The organism is Natrialba taiwanensis DSM 12281, from assembly GCF_000337595.1.
Taxonomy (GTDB): domain Archaea; phylum Halobacteriota; class Halobacteria; order Halobacteriales; family Natrialbaceae; genus Natrialba; species Natrialba taiwanensis.
The window spans coordinates 18,883-40,232 of sequence record NZ_AOIL01000037.1 but is presented as its reverse complement, the minus strand read 5'-3'; the positions used below and the strand labels follow the sequence as shown (position 1 = coordinate 40,232).

The following is a 21,350-nucleotide window of genomic DNA, read 5'->3' as shown; positions in this document are numbered from 1 at the left end:
ATTACTCTCGCACGAGTTCAATCGTGTCTCCGTTCGACGATTCGAGCACCATCGAGTCGCCGTTCCAGTCCTGAGTCACTCGGAGCGTAGCGTCCCCCTGATAGTAGATATGGCCGACAGGAACATCTATATCCCCGTTATCGGCTACCAGAGTGTTCGTGGCGTTATTGCGGATAATGAACGGCAGATGGGGTGTGGTCGTCGTGACATAGTGCCCCATCGTATTGTCGAACTCACGACTATTGTGCATGTAGACGTTGCCATAGTCGCCTTGTGGGTCACTGAGTCTCAGCGTGCGTTCCCCAAGGACTTGACCGGCGAAGTCGAACGATGGGACTGTTGGGTCGTATTCCATCGGCTTCCGAGTCGGCTGAACTCGTGTGGAGTCGGAGACACTCCCGCCAGAGGTCACGATCTCCCAGACTGGATATTGTGGGTCCTCAGACGCAAAATCACCCGATGGGCCTATGATGACGTTATCGTTATCCGCGGGGGCTGTACCCGACGATAGGACTGAACCCGCGTCGTACCCAACGTAAACCGTCGTCGTGCTATCGTCTGGGAGCGTGACGGTCGTCTGTCTATCCCGACAGAGCCAGCCAGCAACGTAGGCCTCTCCTCCATCAAACGTCACGTCGAGACCGCTGGTCGACGAAATGGCGAACGAATTGACTCCGGTCTCATCTAGCGATGTATAGTTGCCAGCCAGATCCACGCCATTAACAACCCAGCCGCCTGTCCCCGCTTTTGCGAGTGCGTGGCCCGTCGATGTCGAGTCGATTTCGGCGTCAACCTCTCCAGGCGTGACCAAATCGGACATCTACGATACGCGCCTCCATTCAAGGGTGTAATTATACACAATCATGTTGTTGCTCGTTTTATCGATGTGGTCAGTAGAATCGAGAGCCACGTGCGTAAGCAGTTGCCAGTTGTCGTCCACCGCCCCAGTCACAAAGCCAATCTCACGAAGCGTGTACCCGTTCGCCTCGTTTTGACTGATGAACGTGGACGTAACGCGGTCACGACCATCCGGCTCATCGTCTCCGACAACCGTCCGATAGACCTCGTTATTGAGACTCGTATTCGTGGCTTCTGCAGGCGTGTCGTCGTCTCCGATTGCAAGATGGGTTGGTTGTGGATTGTCTCCCGCTGCGAGCGCCTCGAAGTAGCCATCAACCGCAAGATTCGTCGTCTCGCCCTCGTGGATAGGGGCCGCCGGATAGGTCGACGGATCTTGCAGCATGGCGTGGCGTTCTTCTCTCGGACGGTTGGGCCACTCGGGATCTGCGTTCTCGACCGTATCAACATCCCAGATACGAATCTCCACATGACCGTGGATTGTGGCCCCGTCGCGGACATCAACGTCACTCATAGGAACCCCACGAAGAAGTGCGCCAGCCGGTATTGTCCCACTGTCCTGTTGTCATCGTGAGCTCGTCAACCGAGTCGATTCGATCTCCGATCCCAAGTTGGTCAGACAGTGTGACAAGAAAGGTCGGTGTCTCGGTCGACCGGGACTTTTGCTCAAGATTCGATACCCTCTCGTCGAGATCTTTGATCTTCCGTGTTGCTCGGTGATTGTCGTCGTTGAGTGGCATGTTTTCTAATTCTGGGGTTCGAGGACGCCTTTCCGCCACTTAGCGGTGATTTGCGTCTCAAGTTTGATGTCATCTGCATTGTACGAGTGCGACACCTCGACTACGATAAACTCGCCGACAGCGTCCACATCCGGCCGATCAACCTCGATTATCTGCCCCGGCTCAAGAGCATGTGCTCGGATCGAGTTCGCGGCGAACTCGATTGTCTTGCTCGGCCACGCCCTCCGTGCGAGTTCGGACTGGGCCGCATCTTGGACAGCTGTCACTGTCTCGAGGTTCTCACGCTCGATCGAGAGTTCCCGTGCGCCGAACTCATCGATTGACTCAGTTGAGGATACCTCGTATGTCAGCGGATGCGGGTAGTACGACCGGAATGTCGGGTCGCCGTCAGTGTTAACCCCGATATCGTGACCGTTTGGGCCATCCGTCTGGATGATAAGCCACGGGTCCCGGTCGGGCAACGTGTGATTCGGGAAGAAGAACGACTGCCAGCCTTCTCCAGGGAGGTTATCGGCATCCCACGACGTGCTTTCGATGTCCGAGTCAGTATCATCAATCGCAACCGGAGAACCGCCTTCATCGGCCTGCAATCGGACCTCCAGGCTCTCGTCGGAGACCGAACTAACGTAGAGGTCAACAGAGTGAATCTCGGATTTTCGAGCACGGAGCCGGTACGTCAGTCTCGATGACTCCGTAACCCGGTCAAAGGAGTCCTGTGTCTCTTGGCTTTGCTCCTCTCGGCGTGCTACACCCGAGTCGACACGAATGATGTTCTTGACGTTGTCGTCAGTGTCTGTACTCCAGGGATACAGCCAGTCCTGTGGCTCAAGTGAGAAAGCATACTCGAGATTGTCGATCGGCTCCACGTGGAGCTCTCGACCATCCTGGTAGAGCAGACAGTCGGCTTTTGCAGCCAACCCAACGATCATATCCCATGCGTCGGCCTGCTGAGCGAACTGGTCGGTCGAGACCCCTAAGTCAGGGATGTTCGACCCATCAACCTCGCTGGCGTTTTGGTTGATGATATCTCGGATGATCTTCCCTACATCATCGTTGACCCAACTTCCAGTGACCTTCCGATCCTGTAGGATATTACCCACAAAGTCCGTCGCGTCCGTCTCGAGTGTCGAATCCACTCGCCCGCAGTGGGAGCGTGATCGTCCCGTGGGTTTAATCCGTCCCGTCCACGAGACGGTGAAGCCGCCGCCGTAGTTCGTTCCGTAGGAGACACCATACCCAACGCCGACCAGAATATCAGCGTCGAACTGTACTCGGTCTCCGACTCGGAGATCGTACTCCTCGTTGAGAGGGAGTTTGGCCTCTATAGATGCCTCATCAAGAACGTCCTCAGCTCGCCCACTGATTTCGACTGAATTGAGATCTTCGCCTTCAATCACCGTGTCCGGCGGATCATCTGGGTCTCCGGGCTGGTTTTGATGCCAGACGCTCAACTCAACGTTATTGACGGTTGTGACCATCTCTATCTACCGCCCCACGTTGTAGGCGTCAAGTGCCTGTGCAAGACCACGATTGGCGTTGGTTCTCGTCTGTTGTGGGTTCTCAGACCCGCGGGCGTCAACTTCGATATTGATGGTATCACCACCCCCGCCGCCAGCAGCAGCACCCACGCCTTGGGAAACTGTCGGAGACGGCATTTCTGTGAGGGCGTTCTGTAGTGTTCCCATATTCGCCTGGGCGTTCTCCGCGAGCGTCTCGGGGATAGATGCGCCAGACTCATCGAGGTCCGACATTGGACCCTCTTTAGCAGGCGAGAAGGGGAGATACTCGCGTGCATCGCCAACCACGTCCTCAACAGCGTTTTTCACCGCTCCAGGGGAGTCTTTGATTCCGTCGACAATCGCATCAACAAGGCCCTTCCCAGCGCTGACGAAGTCCGATACAGCGTTATCGAGCGCAGACAGACCGTCATCAATCAGGTTGTTGATCGACTGCACGAAGTCGTCTTTCAGGTTCCTGACCGTCTCAATAACGTCGTCTTTCAGGTCGCCAACCCAACCAGTGACCTTCTCCCAGAGCCACTCGAACAGGTCGATAACGCCACTGACTAGCCGGTCTACGATAGACTCGATGTTCTCACGAACAGTCTCCCAATCACCGCGGAGGAGCGCGAAGAAAGCAGAGAACGCTTCGGAGACTGTCGCGATGAATCCCTCAACAACACTCTGAATGGTGTTGAACAAGGGCCGAACCACGGACATGACCTCGTCCTTGTGCTCTGACCACCAGGACGAGATATCATTGAGTAACTGGCTGATATTCTCATCGGCCCATTCGAGGAACGGTCCGATGACGGTGTTCTGTATCCAGGTAATGACCTCGTTGACTCCCTCAGACCAGACCTGAAGGGTTTGACCGGCTTCTTTGACCGGCTGGGAAAGGGGTTCGTCCCAGATTGTTGAACTCCACTCGAGGAACGGGCGAATGACGTTCTCCCATGCGGTCGTGATTACGGTCGAGATGATCCCAAATGCTGTCTTGGCAACGTTGGCAGCAGTCCGAATGGTGACAATGAGTCCGTCAGAGAGGAGAGAGACGAACCGAGAGACGTAGGGCTCAGCAAGATTGACGAACTCGACAACGGCGTTTTTAATCCGATTGAAGATTGAGATTCCATTGGACTGAATCCACTCAATTGCCGGCTGGAGTGCCTCTCGGAAGGCATCCACAACCCGCATGGTTTGGGTTCTAATACCCCCGAAGTCTGTCGCAAACGCTGTGGCTAGAGTTGCAACCGCTGCGATGACAAGTCCAATCGGTCCCGTGAGCGCACTCAGTGCTCCGGTGAGCGCCGTCGTCGTTGAGGTCGCAAGTCCGACTTGTGAGGCAAGTCCGGCAAGACCTCCCACAAGACCGGTAATGAGGGTAGTTATGAGAGTGAGGGAACCAGCCACTCCGTTCGTCGACTCGTTGAACCGCGAGAAGGCACTGATCCCGTTATTGATCCACTCTAGAAACGATGAGAGATACGGAAGCAGCGTCTCGCCAATCGAAATCCCGATATTCCGAAGTCGGTTACGCGTGATCTGTAACTGGGAGTTGAACGTGCTCGATGCACTCTGATATTCCTCTTGGAGAGAGGTCCCATTCCGCATTTGCTGGTTCGCAGTCTCTTGGGCCTGTGACAGCCCGTCCATGTTCTGCGAGAGGGCCGTCAGGGCTTGCTGGGATGTCGTCGACAACGTCCCACGGAGGGCGTCGGCAGCCTCATCGCCCTCGCCCATCGTTGTTGCCATCTGGCGGAATAGCGCTGTCGGGTCGCTCGACCGCATTGCCTCGAACTCGTCAACGTTCATCCCGAGCGCCACAGCCAACTCCTCGACTTTCTTCGGATCTTGGATCTCCTGGGCCATCCGACGTAGCCGTGTACCGGCTCGTTCGGAGCTTTCGGAAGCCTCGTTCATCGCGGCGTTGAGGCTCAGAATGTCCTCGCTCGAGGCTCCCATCTGCGAGAGTGTACCCGAACTCCGAAGGGCCGCGTCCGTAATCTCCGTCGAGGACGTAGCCATGGTATTGGACAGCTCGTTGATGACGTTGCCCATGTCGCCGACGTTCTCAATCGGCTCGTCCATCAACGTCGAGAGCCGCGCGAACGACTCGCCGGCCTCGGAGGTCGAGAGGTCCGTCGCGACGGCCATCTTACTGACAGTCTCGGTAAAGTTCTGGATGTTCTCAGAACCCTCAATCCCGAAGCGACCTGCCTGCTCGGCAATGCCCGCGAGTTCTTCTTGGGCAACCGGCATCTGGGACGCCATATCTTGGATGGCATCGCCCATCTCGCTGGCCGTCTCCGGGGTGGTGACCTTCTCGACTTCAACCATCTGCTCCTCAAAGGCCGCAGCACTCTGGGTCGCTTTCGCTAACCCTCCTGCTGAAAGACCTGCAAGGGCAAGACCAACTCCGGCAACGGCGGCCTCAAGACCACCAAGGGATTGCATCGCCTCCCCAATTGACGAGGTCAGACCCTCTGCAGACCCGTCTATCTGTACATGAAGGCCGTCTTGAAACGGATTGCTAACCATTTGACATATGTGTGTTGAAGACGTTACTCATCGAGCGATTCTTGTATCAAGAGACAGAAGATACAGCTATGGCTGAGAAAGGAACCTGTCAAAAATGCCACTCAGAGATATCCACAGACGCAATCACCTGCCCTCAGTGTGGGTATGAACCCAGCGCAGAAGGCAAGACACTGCGTGCTATCTTTTACATCCTAGGGGGACTCTTAACGGCCAGTGTCATCGGTGCTGTGGTCGGACTCCCCATGATGGCACTTGCGTACTTCTCTGGTCGAAAAGTAGAAAGTAGAAAGCCAGCTACCTACAAATCGGCTTAGGCACTCGCCAGATCGTGTTTCTGCGAATAGTTATCCATCGCCTCGTCAAGAGTGTGCTTTGGCTCCGAGTACTTCCTCCGACTACCGGGTGATCCGGACGAATCGTCTGGCTGTTGTTGCTCGTTGTAGACGATGTGACCGAGAATAGTTAGTTTCCGTTCGCCAGTAGTCAGTCCCGAGATTGGTGCATCTCCGTTGAACGTGTACCCCTTCCGATGAAGGATGTCTATCTCGAGTGCCTTTCCCTCAACAGGGTTTAGTTTCCCTCGCCACCGTCTCGCTTCTCGAGTTCCTCCTCCACTCCCTCGTAAAACTCGTTGTCAGCGCCGCCAGTGAACTCCTCCATGAGTGCCATCAGACACGGCATGAAGACATCTGGCTTTGCAAACTCCCAATCGACACCTGCCGGTTCCTCAATATGATTCTCGAGGATCGGGTTTATCTCCTCAAAGTCAACATCCTCGCGCCCCTTGAACTTATTTTCAAGTTCTACTTGGTCGGTTGGGAGTAGTGGACGGACCGTTACACGCCGCCATTCGCCATTGTACTGGACAGCGTGTGCATTCGGTTTGAGGTTTCCGTCTGGGTCTCTCTCATACTCTGCTTCGTCTTTCGTGAGAGGATCGAGTTTAGACGGGTCCGGGGGAGCATTGTCAGCCTGCTCGTCCGGTTCAACACCAAACGCTTCGTCCATTTCTTCTTTCGTCGGGGTATTAGGTTCTGATTCACTCATGCGTTATGCGTTGTTCTGGAGTTCGACGCCAATTGATTCCCACGTCCCATCCGTCTCCGCATACGCTTCGTCGGACTCCCGAGCGAATGCAGGTGCCTCAGTGCATCGGGAACTCGGGAACGTGAAGATAGTCCTCGAGAGTTCCCAACCCATATCTGCCGGGTTGTTCGTGTACGCACTCCGGAGGATATCATGAGAGGCACGCTCGCCGACGACGTTTGCCTCAATCGTGATTTCACGGTTCCCTTCCTCAATCGAGGGGCGACAGCCACCACCGTCTCCCGACGGGCGAGCTTCAAGGTTATTCGCAACCTCAAGCGTGATGTTATTCAGATCGGGATCGGGGGCGTTACCATCAAATGCAAAGTTAAAGATCGATCCACAGAAGTCCTCGAACGGCTGATCGATGGGACTCGGAGCCGACCCAGCACCGAGTGCTGGAACACCAGTATCTCCCTCACGCTCTCCACCGCCATCTGCGAGTGTGACACCGCCATCAAGCTTGGAGAGTTCACTTCCAACCGTAGGATCGGCATCAGTCCCGTCGTTAATATGGAGCGTCACGTCACCCGTAGCAGGTTCCGAGAGTTCGAACGCGTCAATGTTGTCGAACTCGACGGTCGTTGAGACAGGGGTAGTTCCGTTCAGTGTAATTTCATCCGTCGTCGCTGCCCCTTCATCCTCGATGGTAACCGTCATCGTGTCGCTGTCATCCGTCGACTGAAGGGCAAGCAACGTAGAGCCTTCAGGCTGATAGATGTGATACGAGCGAACCTTTTCGCCCATGTACGTCAGTTCAACAGGGACAGGATCGGCCTCAGTCGCATCGGGCTCCATCGTCGCATCTGCCTTCCCGCCCTGCATGACGAGATAGCGGCGCTGCCCCTCTGCCCCATCGGGATCGTTCGGCCCCGGACTGGGGTTGTTATCCCGCCCAACCATACTATGGGTGTTCGGGATCTGATTTGCCTGGTTCCGAGTGAGCGCGTCATAAACGGCGTCAACGGGCTCCCCAGAGGCATCCACGACAGCCTGCTGGAGCGAGTACGCAATGGTAACCTCGTTCTCCTCGATTGCTCGTCCGAACTCGGCAGGGTCCGGCGTTCCGAGGCCGTCAAGACGCTCAAGGCCAGGGTCAAGGTCTCCCTCCGTGCTTACGAGCCGGTCGGAATAGAGATTCCAGTCCGGGTCAGTCGGAGTAACGCCCTTTTCGGCCTCCCGAACGAACCAGGCACGATCGAATCGTAGCCCGCTCTCTGGCGTCTGCTGTTCTGTCTGCTGATTAGGGTTGACACTCATGAATTGTAGTCTCTGGGTGTGTTACTGCTGGTCAGAACTCGTCTCGTCCTCATCAACCGACGAAATCGAGTCGTAGGCCTCAATGAGGTACTCCTCGAGTTCAGCCGAGACGTTCGCCGTATGGTTATCGGACCATTCGACGGTTTCATCCATCTCGGCGTCACTGAACGCTACTTGATGCTCGTTTTCTGTTTGAATCCAGCCCATAATTTCGGGGTGGTCGTCATGCCGCTCGCTCACTATAGCGACCGGCGGAAAGGAAAGTCTCAAACGCTGTCGATAGCGGTTGAGTTACGTCTTTTTCATGTCGCTGAACAATACCGGGATGCGCCAGCGGGAGCCGATTGGCGTTTCCTCTGGTTCCTCAGGACTACGGATTTGTCCCGTTCCGAGTGAGTCCCAAGGGTGGTCTCCATGGGGTGCATTGTCCAAGACAATTAACTCAGCCCGGAGACGCAATTGCCAGGCGTACTTTTTCGGATTGATGCCGCCGGTCAGATCCCGGTCATTGTGGACCCACGTATCTATGTAGGCCGTGTTATCGAGGAGTGCCGACTTGCCGCCCTCTCCAGTCGTTGCGTCGAATCCAGTCGGCGTCCCTGGGTCCGTACTGTCGAACGTCACGGACACTTGCGGATTCTCTGATGTGGAGTCGAACCAGCCTGTATGAATCCATGCCGTGTCGAAGTGATTGTCAATCACCCAATCGAAGTCATCGTATCGATTGGCGAAGTCTGTCGTGACACTGGCATCGGACCAGTGGCCACGGAGCAGATCCATTATGATGACCTTCGGGTCGTATGGAGTTACATCAGGCATCGGTCAAGTGGAGTCTTAGCTTTCCGTTGTGCTCGTCAAACCAGTTGTGCAACTCGAACTCGTGGGTCGATGACTTGATTGTCGTTAGCCCATCGTCTGATTCGACTGTATGCGTGTCCATGACCCACGCAACTGCCCGGACATCACTGTCTACGCCGTCAATCCGGCGTTCGAACGCTGGAGTTCCACGGAGAACGATCTCGGCAGTTGCCTCGGTCTCCGTTGTAGAGTATTCCGGATCTCCGTATTCGTCCTGGCCGGTCTGAGTGCGCGTTACTATCGTGACGGATTCCCCGGATGCATCGAGTAACCACTTTGCCGGGCCTCTCGTGTACTGTTCAAGATCCATCGTTTAGGTCACTCTAAGGGGACTGTCTCGACACTGCCCGCGAGTGTCCCGGTCTGTGGATACGGCCGTGTGCTCGTGTCCTCAAGTCGAGCACGGGCATTAGCTTCGATATCCAACGCCGTGATCCGGAGTAACTCGTTTGTGGTTGACGCTTGCTTTGCAATCCGCTTGCCATCCCGGACTGTCTCGTCAACAGCCGGTTGCAACCACGGATATGGAGGCATACGTGAGGTGCCTTCCTCGAGAAATGGGCCGTATTTGATCGGTGACCCGACTGCGTAGGCATCGATGGGCGTGACCTGCTCGGACATATTATCGAACGCGTTTTTCAGCGCGTTCAGTCCGGCTATCTTAGCTAAGTCGTTCGCCATTATCGCACCCCCACGATAGACGGAGCAACAGACCGCTGACCAAGACATCCAGACGGGTCAAGCATGATAGCCTGATCCCAATAGGAAGTCCCCTCAGCGGAGTCACTGGACGCGCTAGCGAACGTGACTTGTGCGCTTTCCTGTTGGACCCGAGTGACTTGCTCGCCTTTCGCACCGCCCGTTACTCGTGAGACTGCGAAGTGTGCAGCTACGAGAGTCTCGAGGTCTTCGAGGATTTGCTCATCTATATCTTCGATGTCGCAAACCCGTTCCTCGACGAGTGCATGGGCACGACGGGCGTAGCGCTCTGCAACACTATCCGAGAGTTCCGTGCTATCAACGTCGAGTTCATCCCGGATAAGGGTAGGAGTGGTTCGGACCATGATCAGTCATGGTACGGGCATGGACGTTCCCGTCCACACGTTTCCTCGTTAGTCATCTCAACGGTGCAGATATCAGTTTCATCGGTGTCATCCTCTGTCCCCTCGTAACTGATTGGACCGTATTGATCGGCCAGCCGCTCTGCCTGTTCATCAGAGAGGTCCGAATCAATGGGGATACGCTCGCCCGTCTTGGGGTCGCGTACTGTCCCCCAACCCGATCGACTACAGGTTAGACGGGCCATTGCTGTCTTAGACCCCGCCGAGTGCTTTCAGAGCTGCTTCTGGTTCCGTGGGAACCCAGTCAATCTCGCCGTTGAGTCCGTAGAACCAGCACCGTTCGTCGTCATCTCGCCACTGCGTGACATCGAAAGCCTTGCGCGGGCTTTCCCAGCCGTAGATGCCGGTGTCGATGAGGTACGCTTCCTGCTCGCCCATGAATCCAGTATTCGTCCGGATGACCGGGTGTCCGAGCAGTTCGCCGTGTTGGATGCCCTCAGACCGGAGTTCATTAGCGAAGCGTTCCGTCTGGGCTGCAAATCCAGAGTCGCCGGCAGTCTTCGCGAGCCCGCCCCATGCAGTCGGGGAGAGGATGAACAGGAACCGGTTCTGGTTGTAACCGGCGTTGATCAGCTCCGTCTCCATGTCGACGGCCGCCTCGTAGTTGAAGTCGTTAGTCGAGTCACCGACTTCAACAGAGTTGCGGTTGTTCTCGATAACCAGGCCAGCAATAGCATCAAGACGCCGCATTTCCTCACGGGCCATTTCCTGCTGGTTGGTCATCACGAGGTTGATCTTGGAGTTCCGGACATCCTTGTCGCGGATACGGAACTTGAAGCCGTACTCGGTCCAAACAGCCTGCAGGCCGTCGAACTCGAGTTTGGCCTCAGGATGCTCCTCGTCGGGTTCAATCTCGACAAGGTCGCCCTCGAAGTCGTCTTGGATACGGGGGTATTCGACAGTATCCCCGTCTCGGTTGGGAGCCTCGTTGTCGACCTGGAACGCATTTCGGAACGCGTACATCTCCTCCGGCTCGGGGAGGAGAGTCGTCTGCATGTCGGTATCAGTCGGAACGTCGTGGTAGCTAATTGGGGTTGCCATAGATTATATCACCCGAGGTGAACCGCAGCGTAGCCAGCATCGAGAGAAACGCTACTGGTATCATGCTGCTTGAATTGGCCGCCTTCGTCACTGAACGTGTCGTACTTGCCGTTCGCAACGGTCTCGCCTGCTGCCGTACCCGATGGAACTTCGCCGATAACAACGCCAGTCACATGGACTGGGATATTGTCGCCTGCTTCAGCGTCCGGGTTGGCCTTATCGGAGACAATCCCGATCGCATTCGAGGAGCCGTCCCCAGCCATCGAACTTGCCTGTCCGCTGCCGTCAAGTGCAACAATCTCGCCACTCGCGACACTGCCATCAGTCGGGAAGGAAACGGTACGTCCGTCGTAGACTGCATGTCCTGCTGGTTTCGCCATTTAGAGCACCTCCTCAAGTTCCGCGAACTCGTCTGCACCAGCCATATCGGCTGCCTGTTCTCGGAGTTCGGCCGCATACTCCGCGTCTACCGAGTCGAGCATGTCAGCCCGGTTGGCTAGATGGGCAATCTCCTCGCGTTCCTCGTCGTCGAGTCCGGAGAGGGTCGCCGTAACGCTCTCACCGCCACCGTCACCGGTCTGGGGCATTGCCATCCCCGAGAGGGCTGCCTCGGCAGCTTCCTCCTCATCAACGTCGAGTTGGTTCGACAGTTCAGATTCAAGAACGTCAATGTCCTTGTCCTCGAAGAACTCTTCCGAGAATCCGGAGAGTTCGGCGAGCTTGGCAGCATAGATGCCCTTCACCTTGTCGATCTGTTCGTCTTTCGCCTCAAGTTCCGACTCGAGTTCCTCGTTTTCTTCCTGAAGGTCCTCGAGTTCGGTCTCTGCAGCGGTCAGTTCTGCGTGCCGTTCCTCGTCGATAACGACCCGCCCGTCAAGGTCAAGGTCGGGAGTGTCTGGATTATCGTCGTCAGTCATAGAGTCGTTGTCATCCGCTGAGGATTCCGCCCCTTCGTTGCCTGTGTCAGTGTCCGGACTTGCGTTATCGAGTTCGACAAGTTGAGAGTCGCCACCCTCGAGTGATGCCGAAAGTGCCGCTGCCGACGCCGGACTATCCGGAGCCGGGCCAGCGTTCACTTCGTTCCCTCGAGCGCCGCCAAACGGGACAATCGCTAAGTCGCGCGAATAGATGTTAGACATCGTTGCCGCCCCGTCATCAGTCTCTCCGGCATTTGCGCCACCGCCATGAAATGACACCTCAAGATGGTTGTTGTTGAGTTTGCGGGCGAGTTCCGCGTCACCCACTTCCATCTCATAGCGCCAGCCCGTATCCGGATCGTACCAATCGTTCGTAACCTTCCCCTCAACGGCCTCATTCAGCGGCTGGCCGTTGTCATCGTAGGAATGTCCGTCAACAACCGGACGATCCGTGAGAGAACCAGCCGCTTCCTCAAGTGCGGCTGCGGGCCAATACTTCTTCCCATGAGACCCATTGGTCACTTCATCGTTCTCGATAACCGTTCCGTAGAACGTCCAAACACCAGCATCTTCATCGAACGTGTCCGCTTCTAACGTTGCTCGGACTGGATTCTGGTGCGTCATACTGTCGATTCTCGTGTCACAAATCCTCGGGCGTCACCACTCGTGTGATGGGTGTCGTTCCGCCGTCATCGGCCGCTATCTACTGCATTGTTTCAGTTATCGGTGCGAGGGAACAAACACAATTCGGATGCTCTGGGAGGAGCGAACCCGCCTCCTCAATAGGATATGGCCCTGATTCTCGCAAGTCTACGCACCGATCGCACGGATTCGCAGTAAGGATGCGGACTTCCGTCACACCCAAATCGGAATATCGGGCCGCACTATGGAGGTTATACGTCCGTGCCGTCTCTGTCCGAGCAATCCGCCGGCCTCGAGTCAGACCTACGTCAACCCGGTCGGTCATACGACGTGCCGTCTCCCTCGGATTCACTCCCTCGGCCAGAGAGTCAGACATCACCCGGCTTATCTCAGTCGACATTTCCGACGTGATATTGTCGAGTTCATCGTATGCTCTGACGTAGGCAGATGACAAGATATCCTCATGGACTGGCGTCCGTAGGACCGTCCCAATCTGCGTATCCTCATCCGAGAGGTCTACCCCCGCACGCCGTAACTCCCGATGGGAGTGCTTGACTCCCTGCTGACTGGACTGATATAGATAGTCACTCGAATAGTGACGACCATCTACGACTTGTCTTCGAGATGCCGACTCAAGCACATCCGACCGAATCTTTCCATCAAGCCAGTCCTCGAAGTCAGCAGCGGCTTCAGGATTCTCCGGGAACTCGAACTGGAGTTGTATCGTCTCAAGTCCAAGGGCGTCTTCCTCTACAACGCGCTCACGGATTTCAGGGGACAAGGGCTCCCCGTCTGAGTCACGGATGAGCCGATGGTAGATGTCGGACTCAAACGCTTTCTGTATCTCCGTGATCTGCGTCCGTGGGTTCGTCTTGCGTTTGACCATTAGTCATCGGCCGGGATTCCATCTCCCCCTTGTTCTTCAGGCGGCTCCGGAGGTTCATCACCTTCTTCAGGAATATCTGGGTCTTGGCCGTCGTCAAGCGGACCCATCTCGTTCAACTCTTGCTCGAGTTCCTCAGGGTCAACAGCGTATTCTTCTAGGTCCATCCCAAGAATCTCGCCTAAGAGTTCAGTCACGTCCTCGAAGTAGACATCAGCACCCGAATCAAGGAAGTTCGTCACTCCCTCCATCATCGTCTTGAACTCTTGCGCGTCGAAGTCCTCATCCTTGAGGGGGTTCTCCTCGTCTTCGGGCTCGAGATGGCCAGTCACGTCCGAGACATCAACCGACTCATCAAACGGACCATCGCCACGAATCTCACGGGCCTTCATCCGAAACAGCGGCGTCAAGAACTTTCGTTCAATCTTCCGCCGGTTATGATAGATGTCCTGCTCGAACTGGCCGCGTTGGTCTCCCGTGATATCGCGGTTGATATTGTCCCCGAATCCGACCAGGGCCTTCGGGACTCGCAGGCCACTCAAGATGTAGTCAACTGAGTAGTGAAGCGAGTCGATCACGTCCGGCACCGAACCCTCGATGAGTTCAGCGTCAGCTCCAGGCGGGGAACCAACCGACCCACCGGGATCTACCCAGTCCCCATCGAGAGAGTATTTCTTATTGTCCCCCTCCCGAGTGAGTTTGCCCATGTAGTCCGCAATCTTCTCTCGGTCCCACGAGACGACCTCATTGCCGCGCTCGTAGTCCTCAAACTGGACCTTGAGTCGTGGGTATGCGTGCGCTGCGATGCTCGCATTATAGTCCTGCGAGCGCGCTTCCATCCGATCGACCTCGGCCGAAATGCTCTCAACAAGAGAGACGCCACGATTCGGACCAAAGTCTGCCGACTTGGGAGCGTTCCCTCCTGGTGCTCGCTTATCGCTGAAGCCAGGTGACCGAGTCAGTTTGATGTAATCGTCTTGAGAGAGGTAATTCTCGTTTTCGTCGAATCCCCATCCCTCTGGATACTGAACCGCAGAGGGAATCTTACCCGATGGAGTGCGTTCCTCCGGAGCTATCCGATTGCCCTCCTCATCCCGCGGGAGATCCTCCTCGTCGGCAGGAAACAGCATCGAACTGTTATCCGGAGTTAGAAAGTCCGTCTGTGCCGGGTCGAATTGCTTGACTCCCTCGAGCGTAGAGGGATCACTCGGGTCATCCCAGACGTTTTCGGCCAGGACAATGCCGTCAAGATCGTGATCTCGTGCAACTGTCCACAAGAGCGGACTCAAATCCTCGCCAGACTCTCCGGCGTAGTAGGCCGCTTCACGTGCCCAATCCTCGAGTTCTTGCTTCAGAGAGTCGTCATCGGCTTCGATACGATAGCCCGGACGGACGGTCTCTGATGCACGGATGTCGAGTGCTGCCGCAACAAATGGATTCGTCCGATACTGTCGGCGATAGGTATGGTAGTCGTCTTTCGGAGGGGTGTCGCGCTGGATGTCGTTACCGCGGTCGACGGGTCCCCCACCGGTCGTTTCGACTGTCTGGGGCGCTGCCTGTAGCATCGCCGTGAGTTTGTCTCGTAGTCCCATTGTTAGATTATTGGTTCGGTTACGCTCGGTTTGACGACTCTATGGGTTTCTTTTGCTAAGTCAACCCAATTCGCCATTAGTGCGCTATCCAGGTAGTCCGGCGAATGGCCGAGTTGTTCCTTAATTTCCTCTTTCGGAGTGGCTTCGATAACGTCCCCGCCACGACTTCGGAGGGTCTTATCATCAAATTCGACTACACGGGCAGCGGCCATTAGTTCCTCACGGAGCCGATCGTTGTGGATCACACCGCCGTTATCGAGGAACTCGCCAAACAGGGCGAGGGCTTCGGCCCAACAGTCCCGATATTCCTCGTCGTCTCTTGCTGTGGCCCCGTTACTGAAACGATGGACACTCGAGAAGTGCATATCCAACTCATCGGCCAAACCAGAGCCTTCACCAACAGCGTCAACTGCTATCTCTGGCCCATTGAGGTCGAGCAACTCTGCCCGAATCGCTTCTTTCTGTTTGACGTGATTTGTCCCCTTCTCGTTGTAGTGGACACGGATATGCTGGCCGTGTTTCCCGCTGAGAACGGTTTCGTCATTACTTCGGGCAACGTCAAGGCCAGCAGTGTTGCACGCCCCATCGCGGAACTCAGTGCGCTTGTAGGCCGCACGAACATCCGAGATACTGAACGGCCGCCACTTCGATGCCCCCTGTGGTGGCATGACACCAGCGCGCCGCTTGTACCACTTCTCATGCAAGTCCGTCCGGAAGTCTGGATTGTCCTCTTCTGCCACTGTCTCACGAACAGTGGGCTCTCCGTCTTCGGTCAGATACGGACTGGACCACTCAATGACTTGGTCAATACCAGGCCATTCCTCATCATGATACTCGGCCCAATCGTCTTTCATCTTCCCAACGCCAGAGAGCCCACCAATCTTGGGCCGGTCAGTTAGGCCCCGATCGGCTCGAGCGTTACGTGACTCCCACGTCGGATACCGGAGAACGTTCCACGAGTCTCGTTGTTCCAGCTCGTAGACGATGTTAGTCTCGTCAGTCGGTGGGTTGCAGAGGACTAAGATATGGTCCCCTTCTGCCAGCGTACTCCGGGCACTGTCAATGTGTTCAGCAGTGAGTCCGGGTTTGTCCGCCTCTTCGATTATGTAAATGACGTTCGCATTGTGGTCCCCTTCAAGATCATCGGGGTACTTCGGACTATGACACTCGAGGAACCACTCGTCATCAAAACCAGTGTGTAGGGAGCGATCGTTATCCTTGTAGTCCCCTGGAAGCTCCGAGTTGCGCCACAGTGACTTAATCGGCTTCCAGATACTGTTCTTGAGAGTGTCCCCATTCCCTGCTGTAATCGGGACGACTGTATTGGGGTTACAGTAGAGTGCCGCTATGCCTAATGCACTCGCGTCGTAGGACTTGCCAAGACCATTACCCCCTACAACGAGGGTCTGTCCGTGTTCATCCAGGCTTTCGGCAATGTCGTCAAGGACTTCGGTACGCTCGAGGCCCAACCAGTCCCCGATGAAACGAGCGTATCTGTTGTTTCCAGTTCCCGGTTTGTAGTTCCGGGGCCGGGGTAAGTCCTCTATCTTCATGTGTATCTATAACTCGCTATAGGTATCTATGAGTGAGTTAGTCCGTGAGGTCCGATTCCCACACCTCTGCTAAGTCCGCAACTGAATTGGCCGTCTGTGACTGTGGGTCCTCGAGTAAGCCAAGGTCCTTGAGCCACATCCGATTCTCGTTACTCAACGTCTTCTTGGCCGCTAATGACGGACTCTTCTTGTACTTGAAATAGCGTTGCCCGCCTTCTGTGAAGTGCTGTTCACTGTCGATATGGGGCGTACCAGAGTCAAGCACTTCGGGCCGATCGGTCGCCCAATTCTCAACTCGGATCTCAGTCACCGCGTTTACAGACAGTTTGAACAACCGAAGCTCGTGCCCGGTGGGAATATCCCCGTGGGCCTCGAGATATCTGTTCTTATAGTCCTCAAAGATATCGTCGGCTATGTCACGCTCTGCATTGGTAAACACGTCGTTATATAGGTTGGACTGTTCTGCATATGCCCCGTGGGAAACAGAGTTCGTGTTGCCTTCCTCTGCCCCACCGTCGTTCCCAACAGCGTTATCGTTCCCTTCGTGAGATTTCCCATCTGAACTCGTCCCGGCGTGCATCCGGCACTTATCGGACCCTTCGATAGGATAGGCCCCACAGTCGGACCCGTCTTTGCATGATGCTACACACTTCTCTGTCATAGTTGCATGGCCTGTGTTGTTTTGGTATCCGCTACTGAGCCGCTCGGAATACGCGCCACTCTGCAGAAATCGGGTCTTTGAGGTATGTAACTACGTCCCCGGTGTAGTAGTGAAAGCGTTGTACGTCAATCGAAATGTCCGAAAGGTCTGTCATAGCTAACTGATTTACGGGAGTACCGCCGTATTCGTATCTGATACTCTAGATGGCCTAACGCACTGGGTTATATATCGTTACAGGTGTATGTGATGGGTTACATGCCACTGGTTAGTCTGCAAAAGCGTCTAAGCCCTGCTGTCCTACACCGGACATAAGGGGTTCACCGTCACTATCGAAGTTCATTAGGAGAACTTCAGTTGCATCCTTCACGCCGTCGACGTTGTCAATCGCAAAGTTGGCGTCCTTCGTGACTACTTGCCACCCATCACCGTACCATGGCGGTATATCGTCATAGGAGAGTAGAACACTACCCTCACACTCAGACAACCGTTTGTGCAGACAACGATGGTTGAAGTCGCTATTGGCGTAACGGTGTTCTGTCCCAATGTATGGCGGGTCACAGTAGAACACTGTGTCTTCACTGTCGTACCTGTCAATGAGGTCGATCGCAGACTGTTCCTCGATATGGACACCGCGCAGTCTATCTCGGAAGGGTGTTAATGCGTCAACCTTCTTGACGAACTTCGAAGATTCTGGTATTTCAGAGGAGGGTCTTCGCCAAGATGCGGTATTATCCAACGCCCCACCGAAGGACTGGTAGCGGAGTGTGAAGAATCGGCCTGCTCGTTCGATTGGGTCATCAACCCTTTCGCCACCAAGGAACTCATCACGCCACTCTCGGTAAACGGACTGTGAGAAGGGGACGTTCTTCAACCACTCTTGTAGATCATCACCGCGTTCACGGAGTGTCTTGAAGAAATGGACGAGGTCCCCGTTGACATCGTTGTAAACCTCTACCTTGCTCTTGGGCTTGTTGAATAGGACTCCGGCGGCACCTCCGAAGGGTTCCACATAGCAGGTATGCTCTGGTAAGTGCCCTATGATCCACTCACTATGGCGTGCTTTGTTACCGGGATAGGGAAAGACGTTTTGAGGCATAGTCACCCATTACGAATAACGTCGACATGCTGTTCCTCCCTATACTCATCGGCCACGACTGGTATCCTTTGTGTGGACTGTCTTGGACTCGCACTGCCGACAATAGGACTCCGTGCGCTCTTGATGCTCCTCCTCGATAAGACACGTCACGTTGCCACAGAGTGTGCAACTGAACTGCTGGGACAGCGCTCTCATTCTAATGCCTTCCCAAGAGCAAGTTCGATGTCGTCTGTCCGTACGTACTCCCGGTGAAACTCTTGTACTGAAAACTCCACGTCCTCGAGTAAGGAAACCACTCGAGTCACCACGCTATGCTGATTCGCTAAATACGAAACGTGTGCCGTGTGATCTGTATTACCGCAGTTATCGCACACAGTGCCTGTAACAACGCGCTCGTTGTGTTCTTTCTCTCCAAAGCCTGCACTAGGTGTCTTGTGTTGAAAACCGACTGCGGCTTCCCGTGTTACCTCTTGACCGAATCGTTCAATGTGTACCGTCCCTGTCTCGGGGTCAGTGTACCAACCGACTCCTGATACGTCAAACGCATGGTCGGGCTTGGGTGGGACGATCTCTTTCAGTTCGGTCATGCAGGTGAAACATCTGCAATGATCGAACTTTATCCCTCCAAGTTCTTTGCGCCCTTCGTGCTTCAGCTCGCACTTGTTGGAACAGTAATCCCCATGGTGGAACTCCCATACCTTTCCTATCTCTTCGCAGTTTGGATACTCGCACTCTACGGTGACGTTACTCTCGTCGCTCTTGGGTTTGGCAGACATAGGACTAGGCGGGGTTGGGGCGTTTGCTTGTCCCCTTCCACAGTGACGTTCTCAGTGTGAGGATTAGCGGGGTGGGCTTGGAGGGCCGAAGGGTATGCCTTAACGTATTATAGCTGTCTACTTAAATATAACGACTGCATTAATCGAGTTACGCACTGCTTTAATCGTCTGCGTTGCTCTCACTCATCGTCAACACTCCCGATGCCGAACAGCCGCCCGATCTTGCGGGACGTTTCCTCTGCCGAGTCCTCTGATCGCTTCACTGCTTGATACCACTGTTCGCCCTTCTCTGTCTGTCGGAGTGGGTTCTTGTTACTCATAGTCTATCACCTGCTCGTCCCGGTGTCTTTCGAGTTCGTCCCCGTCATCTTTGAGTACCCCACCGTCGTCCAACCGCGGGAGTGACGGTAATAGGTCTCTCAGTCTACTCATCGTCAATCGTCACCCCACAAACCGGACATTTATCGAGCCCGACCTCACGCCACTCCGGATGTGACTCTAAGCACTCGTCGATCTCCCCAGCGTATTCTCTGACGAACCGTTCCACCTCATCGTCTGGCAACCGCACCTCTATGGTCCGATTCCCGCGGTTCACGTATTCTCCCTCTTGCCATGCCTCTTCCCCACGAATTGCCACATACACGCCATCGTCTTTGATTCGGAGTTCATTCCCTGAGTTGTCGTGGTCGTATGGTTCAAATGTCATCGTCGATCAGTTCCTCTTTATCCCCATCAAGTGCTTCATAGCCACGGCGGATTGCAGCCTTGGCGTACTCCTCGTCCCAAATTTGGACCATTCGATACGCCTTCGCTAATCTATACTTCGCCTCTTCGATATCTTCCTCACTGACATCGCTATCGCCATCGTCTACCCTCTCAACCTCAAATATCAGTGCATGTGGGTATCGGTCTCCAACCTTCATATCCTCCTCGAACTGCCAACTCTCGTACTCCTCTGCCGCTTCTATGGCACCCTCTGGAGAGTTGCAGATTGCTCGGGGGATGAAATCAGGATCTGCCACCGGCTTGACGTACCCATCGTCTGATAATGTTCCATACATCTCGTAAACGTGGTACTCCTCACTCATCGATCAGTTCCTCGAGTTCGTCCGCTGCTTTGTGACGATCAATAGCGCCCGCGGATTCATCGCGACCGACTCGCTGGGAGGCTGAATCACTCGAGGTCATCATACGACACCCCCTGAACCCCAGGCATACCGAGCACGTCAAGACGCTCAACAGGGCACCAACGCTTATCGATCTCGTCGTTCTCGTCGATCTCCGCGGCGATCATCTGCCTCCACTCGAGATCGCCGACACTCGCATCCAGGTCAGCGACGCGACTGTCTGGAACCGGGTTGAGTGCGTCGTCGTCCATGTTGTCGAGCACGGCGAATCGGGCCAGCATATTCCCGTCGTCGGGCTCGACGCGAGTGACGAGCACCCACGGTTCCCACGAGAGTCCGTTCAGTGCGCGGATCTCACCTCGGTCCGGAATGCGACCGACTACTTCGGACACTTTAACGCACCTCGTTTAGACGGTCTTCGGCCATCTCGAGCGCTACGAGGGCCTTCAACACGTCGCCTTTCGCCGTCTGGATTTCCTGTTCGGTGCAAGGCATGTCGTGCATCCACGAGGCTGCGGACTCCGACTCGTGCTGCGCCACCGACCATAGTTCGTCGATGGACGGCGGCCCTTCGCCTTCGAACGCTTCTAACTCGGCTCGAATCTCGTCTTTCCAGCCGGCGTATCGTTCAGCCATGGAGCGTGTCACCCCGTCCAAGAAGCCTGCTACCGCACTCTGGACATTCGTACCCGTCACCGATTTCCATGTCGGCTTGGAACCCACGCCAACCGCAGTCGCAGGTAGAAGCCGACCCAAGCCGGATGGGGTCGGATCGGTCAGTATCGCCTGAGGCGTTACCGCGCGAGGTCCCATTTCCAGATGAATCGCTGTTCATTGTTTTTTGAAGCCCTCACCACAGTCAGTGCACTCACCGTAGGTTCCGATTCGTAGGATTCGTCCGTCACAGAACGGACAACGGAGTTCTTCGCGTTCCTCGTCCCAGAGCTTGTAATCCTCTGGCGGGACGTGACGACCTCCATCGGCAGACATTACGCGTCACCTCGTTCAGTGTCCGTGTCTACTTCCCACGGTTCTTCTCCAAATAGACACCACCAGTCACATTCTGTACACTCCCAGCCGTCGCTGGTTCGGTGTCCCC

General features: G+C 55.4%; 26 protein-coding genes. 2 read left to right on the top strand and 24 right to left on the bottom strand.

The window, feature by feature from the left end:
* Position 1: 1 nt before the first annotated feature.
* The 4 genes from C484_RS10305 to C484_RS10285 all read right to left on the bottom strand — a co-directional run bounded on the left by C484_RS10305 (position 2) and on the right by C484_RS10285 (position 5,638).
* Positions 2–820, bottom strand: coding sequence for a hypothetical protein (locus C484_RS10305; protein ID WP_006825883.1), 819 nt, complete (start codon positions 818–820; stop codon positions 2–4).
* Positions 821–1,372, bottom strand: coding sequence for a hypothetical protein (locus tag C484_RS10300; RefSeq protein WP_049915292.1), 552 nt, complete (start codon positions 1,370–1,372; stop codon positions 821–823).
* A 231-nt stretch (positions 1,373–1,603) separates the two neighbouring features.
* On the bottom strand, positions 1,604–3,076 hold the full coding sequence (locus C484_RS10290; protein WP_006825880.1) for a hypothetical protein: 1,473 nt from the start codon (positions 3,074–3,076) through the stop codon (positions 1,604–1,606).
* A gap of 6 nt (positions 3,077–3,082) precedes the next feature.
* Positions 3,083–5,638, bottom strand: coding sequence for a phage tail tape measure protein (locus C484_RS10285; protein ID WP_006825879.1), 2,556 nt, complete (start codon positions 5,636–5,638; stop codon positions 3,083–3,085).
* Between the two features lie 68 nt (positions 5,639–5,706).
* Between C484_RS10285 and C484_RS24995 the strand changes: the two genes are divergently transcribed.
* Positions 5,707–5,952, top strand: a complete 246-nt coding sequence (locus C484_RS24995) for a zinc ribbon domain-containing protein (RefSeq protein ID WP_394295308.1) — start codon at positions 5,707–5,709, stop codon at positions 5,950–5,952.
* A 256-nt stretch (positions 5,953–6,208) separates the two neighbouring features.
* Here C484_RS24995 and C484_RS10280 read toward each other — a convergent pair whose 3' ends face one another.
* The 9 genes from C484_RS10280 to C484_RS10235 all read right to left on the bottom strand — a co-directional run bounded on the left by C484_RS10280 (position 6,209) and on the right by C484_RS10235 (position 12,545).
* Positions 6,209–6,685: a hypothetical protein gene (locus C484_RS10280; RefSeq protein ID WP_152422694.1), complete on the bottom strand. Its 477-nt coding sequence runs from the start codon at positions 6,683–6,685 to the stop codon at positions 6,209–6,211.
* 3 nt (positions 6,686–6,688) lie between these two features.
* On the bottom strand, positions 6,689–7,984 hold the full coding sequence (locus C484_RS10275) for a hypothetical protein (protein WP_006825877.1): 1,296 nt from the start codon (positions 7,982–7,984) through the stop codon (positions 6,689–6,691).
* A gap of 21 nt (positions 7,985–8,005) precedes the next feature.
* Positions 8,006–8,224: a hypothetical protein gene (locus C484_RS10270; protein WP_152422693.1), complete on the bottom strand. Its 219-nt coding sequence runs from the start codon at positions 8,222–8,224 to the stop codon at positions 8,006–8,008.
* A gap of 51 nt (positions 8,225–8,275) precedes the next feature.
* Entirely contained in the window at positions 8,276–8,764 is a 489-nt protein-coding gene (locus tag C484_RS10265; RefSeq protein WP_152422692.1) for a hypothetical protein, read from the bottom strand.
* A 31-nt stretch (positions 8,765–8,795) separates the two neighbouring features.
* The gene (locus C484_RS10260) at positions 8,796–9,152 is read right to left on the bottom strand and encodes a hypothetical protein (protein ID WP_006825874.1); all 357 of its coding nucleotides are present in this window, start codon (positions 9,150–9,152) and stop codon (positions 8,796–8,798) included.
* An 8-nt stretch (positions 9,153–9,160) separates the two neighbouring features.
* Positions 9,161–9,523: a hypothetical protein gene (locus C484_RS10255; protein ID WP_006825873.1), complete on the bottom strand. Its 363-nt coding sequence runs from the start codon at positions 9,521–9,523 to the stop codon at positions 9,161–9,163.
* Between the two features lie 632 nt (positions 9,524–10,155).
* Positions 10,156–11,004, bottom strand: a complete 849-nt coding sequence (locus tag C484_RS10245) for a phage major capsid protein (RefSeq protein WP_006825871.1) — start codon at positions 11,002–11,004, stop codon at positions 10,156–10,158.
* Positions 11,005–11,012: 8 nt separating this feature from the next.
* Positions 11,013–11,384 (bottom strand): capsid cement protein, encoded by a 372-nt coding sequence (locus C484_RS10240; protein ID WP_006825870.1) that lies wholly within the window; start codon positions 11,382–11,384, stop codon positions 11,013–11,015.
* Complete coding sequence (locus C484_RS10235) at positions 11,385–12,545, bottom strand: hypothetical protein (protein WP_006825869.1); 1,161 nt, start codon at positions 12,543–12,545, stop codon at positions 11,385–11,387.
* Between the two features lie 631 nt (positions 12,546–13,176).
* Between C484_RS10235 and C484_RS23450 the strand changes: the two genes are divergently transcribed.
* Positions 13,177–13,359 (top strand): hypothetical protein, encoded by a 183-nt coding sequence (locus tag C484_RS23450; RefSeq protein WP_160164240.1) that lies wholly within the window; start codon positions 13,177–13,179, stop codon positions 13,357–13,359.
* 89 nt (positions 13,360–13,448) lie between these two features.
* Here C484_RS23450 and C484_RS10225 read toward each other — a convergent pair whose 3' ends face one another.
* The 11 genes from C484_RS10225 to C484_RS23435 form a co-directional block, all read right to left on the bottom strand.
* Complete coding sequence (locus tag C484_RS10225; RefSeq protein ID WP_006825867.1) at positions 13,449–15,038, bottom strand: hypothetical protein; 1,590 nt, start codon at positions 15,036–15,038, stop codon at positions 13,449–13,451.
* Positions 15,039–15,040: 2 nt separating this feature from the next.
* On the bottom strand, positions 15,041–16,591 hold the full coding sequence (locus C484_RS23445; protein WP_006825866.1) for a hypothetical protein: 1,551 nt from the start codon (positions 16,589–16,591) through the stop codon (positions 15,041–15,043).
* A 37-nt stretch (positions 16,592–16,628) separates the two neighbouring features.
* Positions 16,629–17,252 (bottom strand): hypothetical protein, encoded by a 624-nt coding sequence (locus tag C484_RS10215; RefSeq protein ID WP_083867326.1) that lies wholly within the window; start codon positions 17,250–17,252, stop codon positions 16,629–16,631.
* A gap of 265 nt (positions 17,253–17,517) precedes the next feature.
* Positions 17,518–18,348, bottom strand: a complete 831-nt coding sequence (locus C484_RS10210; protein WP_006825864.1) for a DNA adenine methylase — start codon at positions 18,346–18,348, stop codon at positions 17,518–17,520.
* 191 nt (positions 18,349–18,539) lie between these two features.
* Positions 18,540–19,124, bottom strand: a complete 585-nt coding sequence (locus C484_RS10205) for a hypothetical protein (protein ID WP_006825863.1) — start codon at positions 19,122–19,124, stop codon at positions 18,540–18,542.
* A gap of 179 nt (positions 19,125–19,303) precedes the next feature.
* Positions 19,304–19,444, bottom strand: coding sequence for a hypothetical protein (locus C484_RS23440; RefSeq protein WP_160164239.1), 141 nt, complete (start codon positions 19,442–19,444; stop codon positions 19,304–19,306).
* 104 nt (positions 19,445–19,548) lie between these two features.
* The gene (locus C484_RS10200; RefSeq protein WP_006825862.1) at positions 19,549–19,830 is read right to left on the bottom strand and encodes a hypothetical protein; all 282 of its coding nucleotides are present in this window, start codon (positions 19,828–19,830) and stop codon (positions 19,549–19,551) included.
* The gene (locus C484_RS10195) at positions 19,820–20,212 is read right to left on the bottom strand and encodes a hypothetical protein (protein ID WP_006825861.1); all 393 of its coding nucleotides are present in this window, start codon (positions 20,210–20,212) and stop codon (positions 19,820–19,822) included. The genes C484_RS10200 and C484_RS10195 overlap by 11 nt, the downstream gene beginning before the upstream one ends.
* Before the next feature lie 86 nt (positions 20,213–20,298).
* Positions 20,299–20,643, bottom strand: coding sequence for a hypothetical protein (locus C484_RS10190; protein ID WP_006825860.1), 345 nt, complete (start codon positions 20,641–20,643; stop codon positions 20,299–20,301).
* Between the two features lies 1 nt (position 20,644).
* Complete coding sequence (locus C484_RS10185; RefSeq protein WP_006825859.1) at positions 20,645–20,887, bottom strand: hypothetical protein; 243 nt, start codon at positions 20,885–20,887, stop codon at positions 20,645–20,647.
* A gap of 195 nt (positions 20,888–21,082) precedes the next feature.
* Entirely contained in the window at positions 21,083–21,241 is a 159-nt protein-coding gene (locus tag C484_RS23435; RefSeq protein ID WP_160164238.1) for a hypothetical protein, read from the bottom strand.
* Positions 21,242–21,350 lie beyond the last annotated feature (109 nt).

What these genes read in the sequence shown, in the direction of transcription:
- C484_RS10290 (WP_006825880.1), bottom strand. Translation starts at nt 3,076, where the DNA reads ATGGTCACAACCGTCAATAACGTTGAGTTGAGCGTCTGGCATCAAAAC.
- C484_RS10285 (WP_006825879.1), bottom strand. Translation starts at nt 5,638, where the DNA reads ATGGTTAGCAATCCGTTTCAAGACGGCCTTCATGTACAGATAGACGGG.
- C484_RS23445 (WP_006825866.1), bottom strand. Translation starts at nt 16,591, where the DNA reads ATGAAGATAGAGGACTTACCCCGGCCCCGGAACTACAAACCGGGAACT.
- C484_RS23440 (WP_160164239.1), bottom strand. Translation starts at nt 19,444, where the DNA reads ATGAGTAACAAGAACCCACTCCGACAGACAGAGAAGGGCGAACAGTGG.
- C484_RS10210 (WP_006825864.1), bottom strand. Translation starts at nt 18,348, where the DNA reads ATGCCTCAAAACGTCTTTCCCTATCCCGGTAACAAAGCACGCCATAGT.
- C484_RS10240 (WP_006825870.1), bottom strand. Translation starts at nt 11,384, where the DNA reads ATGGCGAAACCAGCAGGACATGCAGTCTACGACGGACGTACCGTTTCC.
- C484_RS10280 (WP_152422694.1), bottom strand. Translation starts at nt 6,685, where the DNA reads ATGAGTGAATCAGAACCTAATACCCCGACGAAAGAAGAAATGGACGAA.
- C484_RS10225 (WP_006825867.1), bottom strand. Translation starts at nt 15,038, where the DNA reads ATGGGACTACGAGACAAACTCACGGCGATGCTACAGGCAGCGCCCCAG.
- C484_RS10215 (WP_083867326.1), bottom strand. Translation starts at nt 17,252, where the DNA reads ATGACAGAGAAGTGTGTAGCATCATGCAAAGACGGGTCCGACTGTGGG.
- C484_RS10305 (WP_006825883.1), bottom strand. Translation starts at nt 820, where the DNA reads ATGTCCGATTTGGTCACGCCTGGAGAGGTTGACGCCGAAATCGACTCG.
- C484_RS10245 (WP_006825871.1), bottom strand. Translation starts at nt 11,004, where the DNA reads ATGGCAACCCCAATTAGCTACCACGACGTTCCGACTGATACCGACATG.
- C484_RS10265 (WP_152422692.1), bottom strand. Translation starts at nt 8,764, where the DNA reads ATGGATCTGCTCCGTGGCCACTGGTCCGATGCCAGTGTCACGACAGAC.
- C484_RS10235 (WP_006825869.1), bottom strand. Translation starts at nt 12,545, where the DNA reads ATGACGCACCAGAATCCAGTCCGAGCAACGTTAGAAGCGGACACGTTC.
- C484_RS10205 (WP_006825863.1), bottom strand. Translation starts at nt 19,124, where the DNA reads ATGTCTGCCAAACCCAAGAGCGACGAGAGTAACGTCACCGTAGAGTGC.
- C484_RS10275 (WP_006825877.1), bottom strand. Translation starts at nt 7,984, where the DNA reads ATGAGTGTCAACCCTAATCAGCAGACAGAACAGCAGACGCCAGAGAGC.
- C484_RS10195 (WP_006825861.1), bottom strand. Translation starts at nt 20,212, where the DNA reads ATGAGTGAGGAGTACCACGTTTACGAGATGTATGGAACATTATCAGAC.
- C484_RS10300 (WP_049915292.1), bottom strand. Translation starts at nt 1,372, where the DNA reads ATGAGTGACGTTGATGTCCGCGACGGGGCCACAATCCACGGTCATGTG.
- C484_RS10200 (WP_006825862.1), bottom strand. Translation starts at nt 19,830, where the DNA reads ATGACATTTGAACCATACGACCACGACAACTCAGGGAATGAACTCCGA.
- C484_RS10255 (WP_006825873.1), bottom strand. Translation starts at nt 9,523, where the DNA reads ATGGCGAACGACTTAGCTAAGATAGCCGGACTGAACGCGCTGAAAAAC.
- C484_RS10185 (WP_006825859.1), bottom strand. Translation starts at nt 20,887, where the DNA reads ATGGCTGAACGATACGCCGGCTGGAAAGACGAGATTCGAGCCGAGTTA.
- C484_RS23435 (WP_160164238.1), bottom strand. Translation starts at nt 21,241, where the DNA reads ATGTCTGCCGATGGAGGTCGTCACGTCCCGCCAGAGGATTACAAGCTC.
- C484_RS10260 (WP_006825874.1), bottom strand. Translation starts at nt 9,152, where the DNA reads ATGGATCTTGAACAGTACACGAGAGGCCCGGCAAAGTGGTTACTCGAT.
- C484_RS24995 (WP_394295308.1), top strand. Translation starts at nt 5,707, where the DNA reads ATGGCTGAGAAAGGAACCTGTCAAAAATGCCACTCAGAGATATCCACA.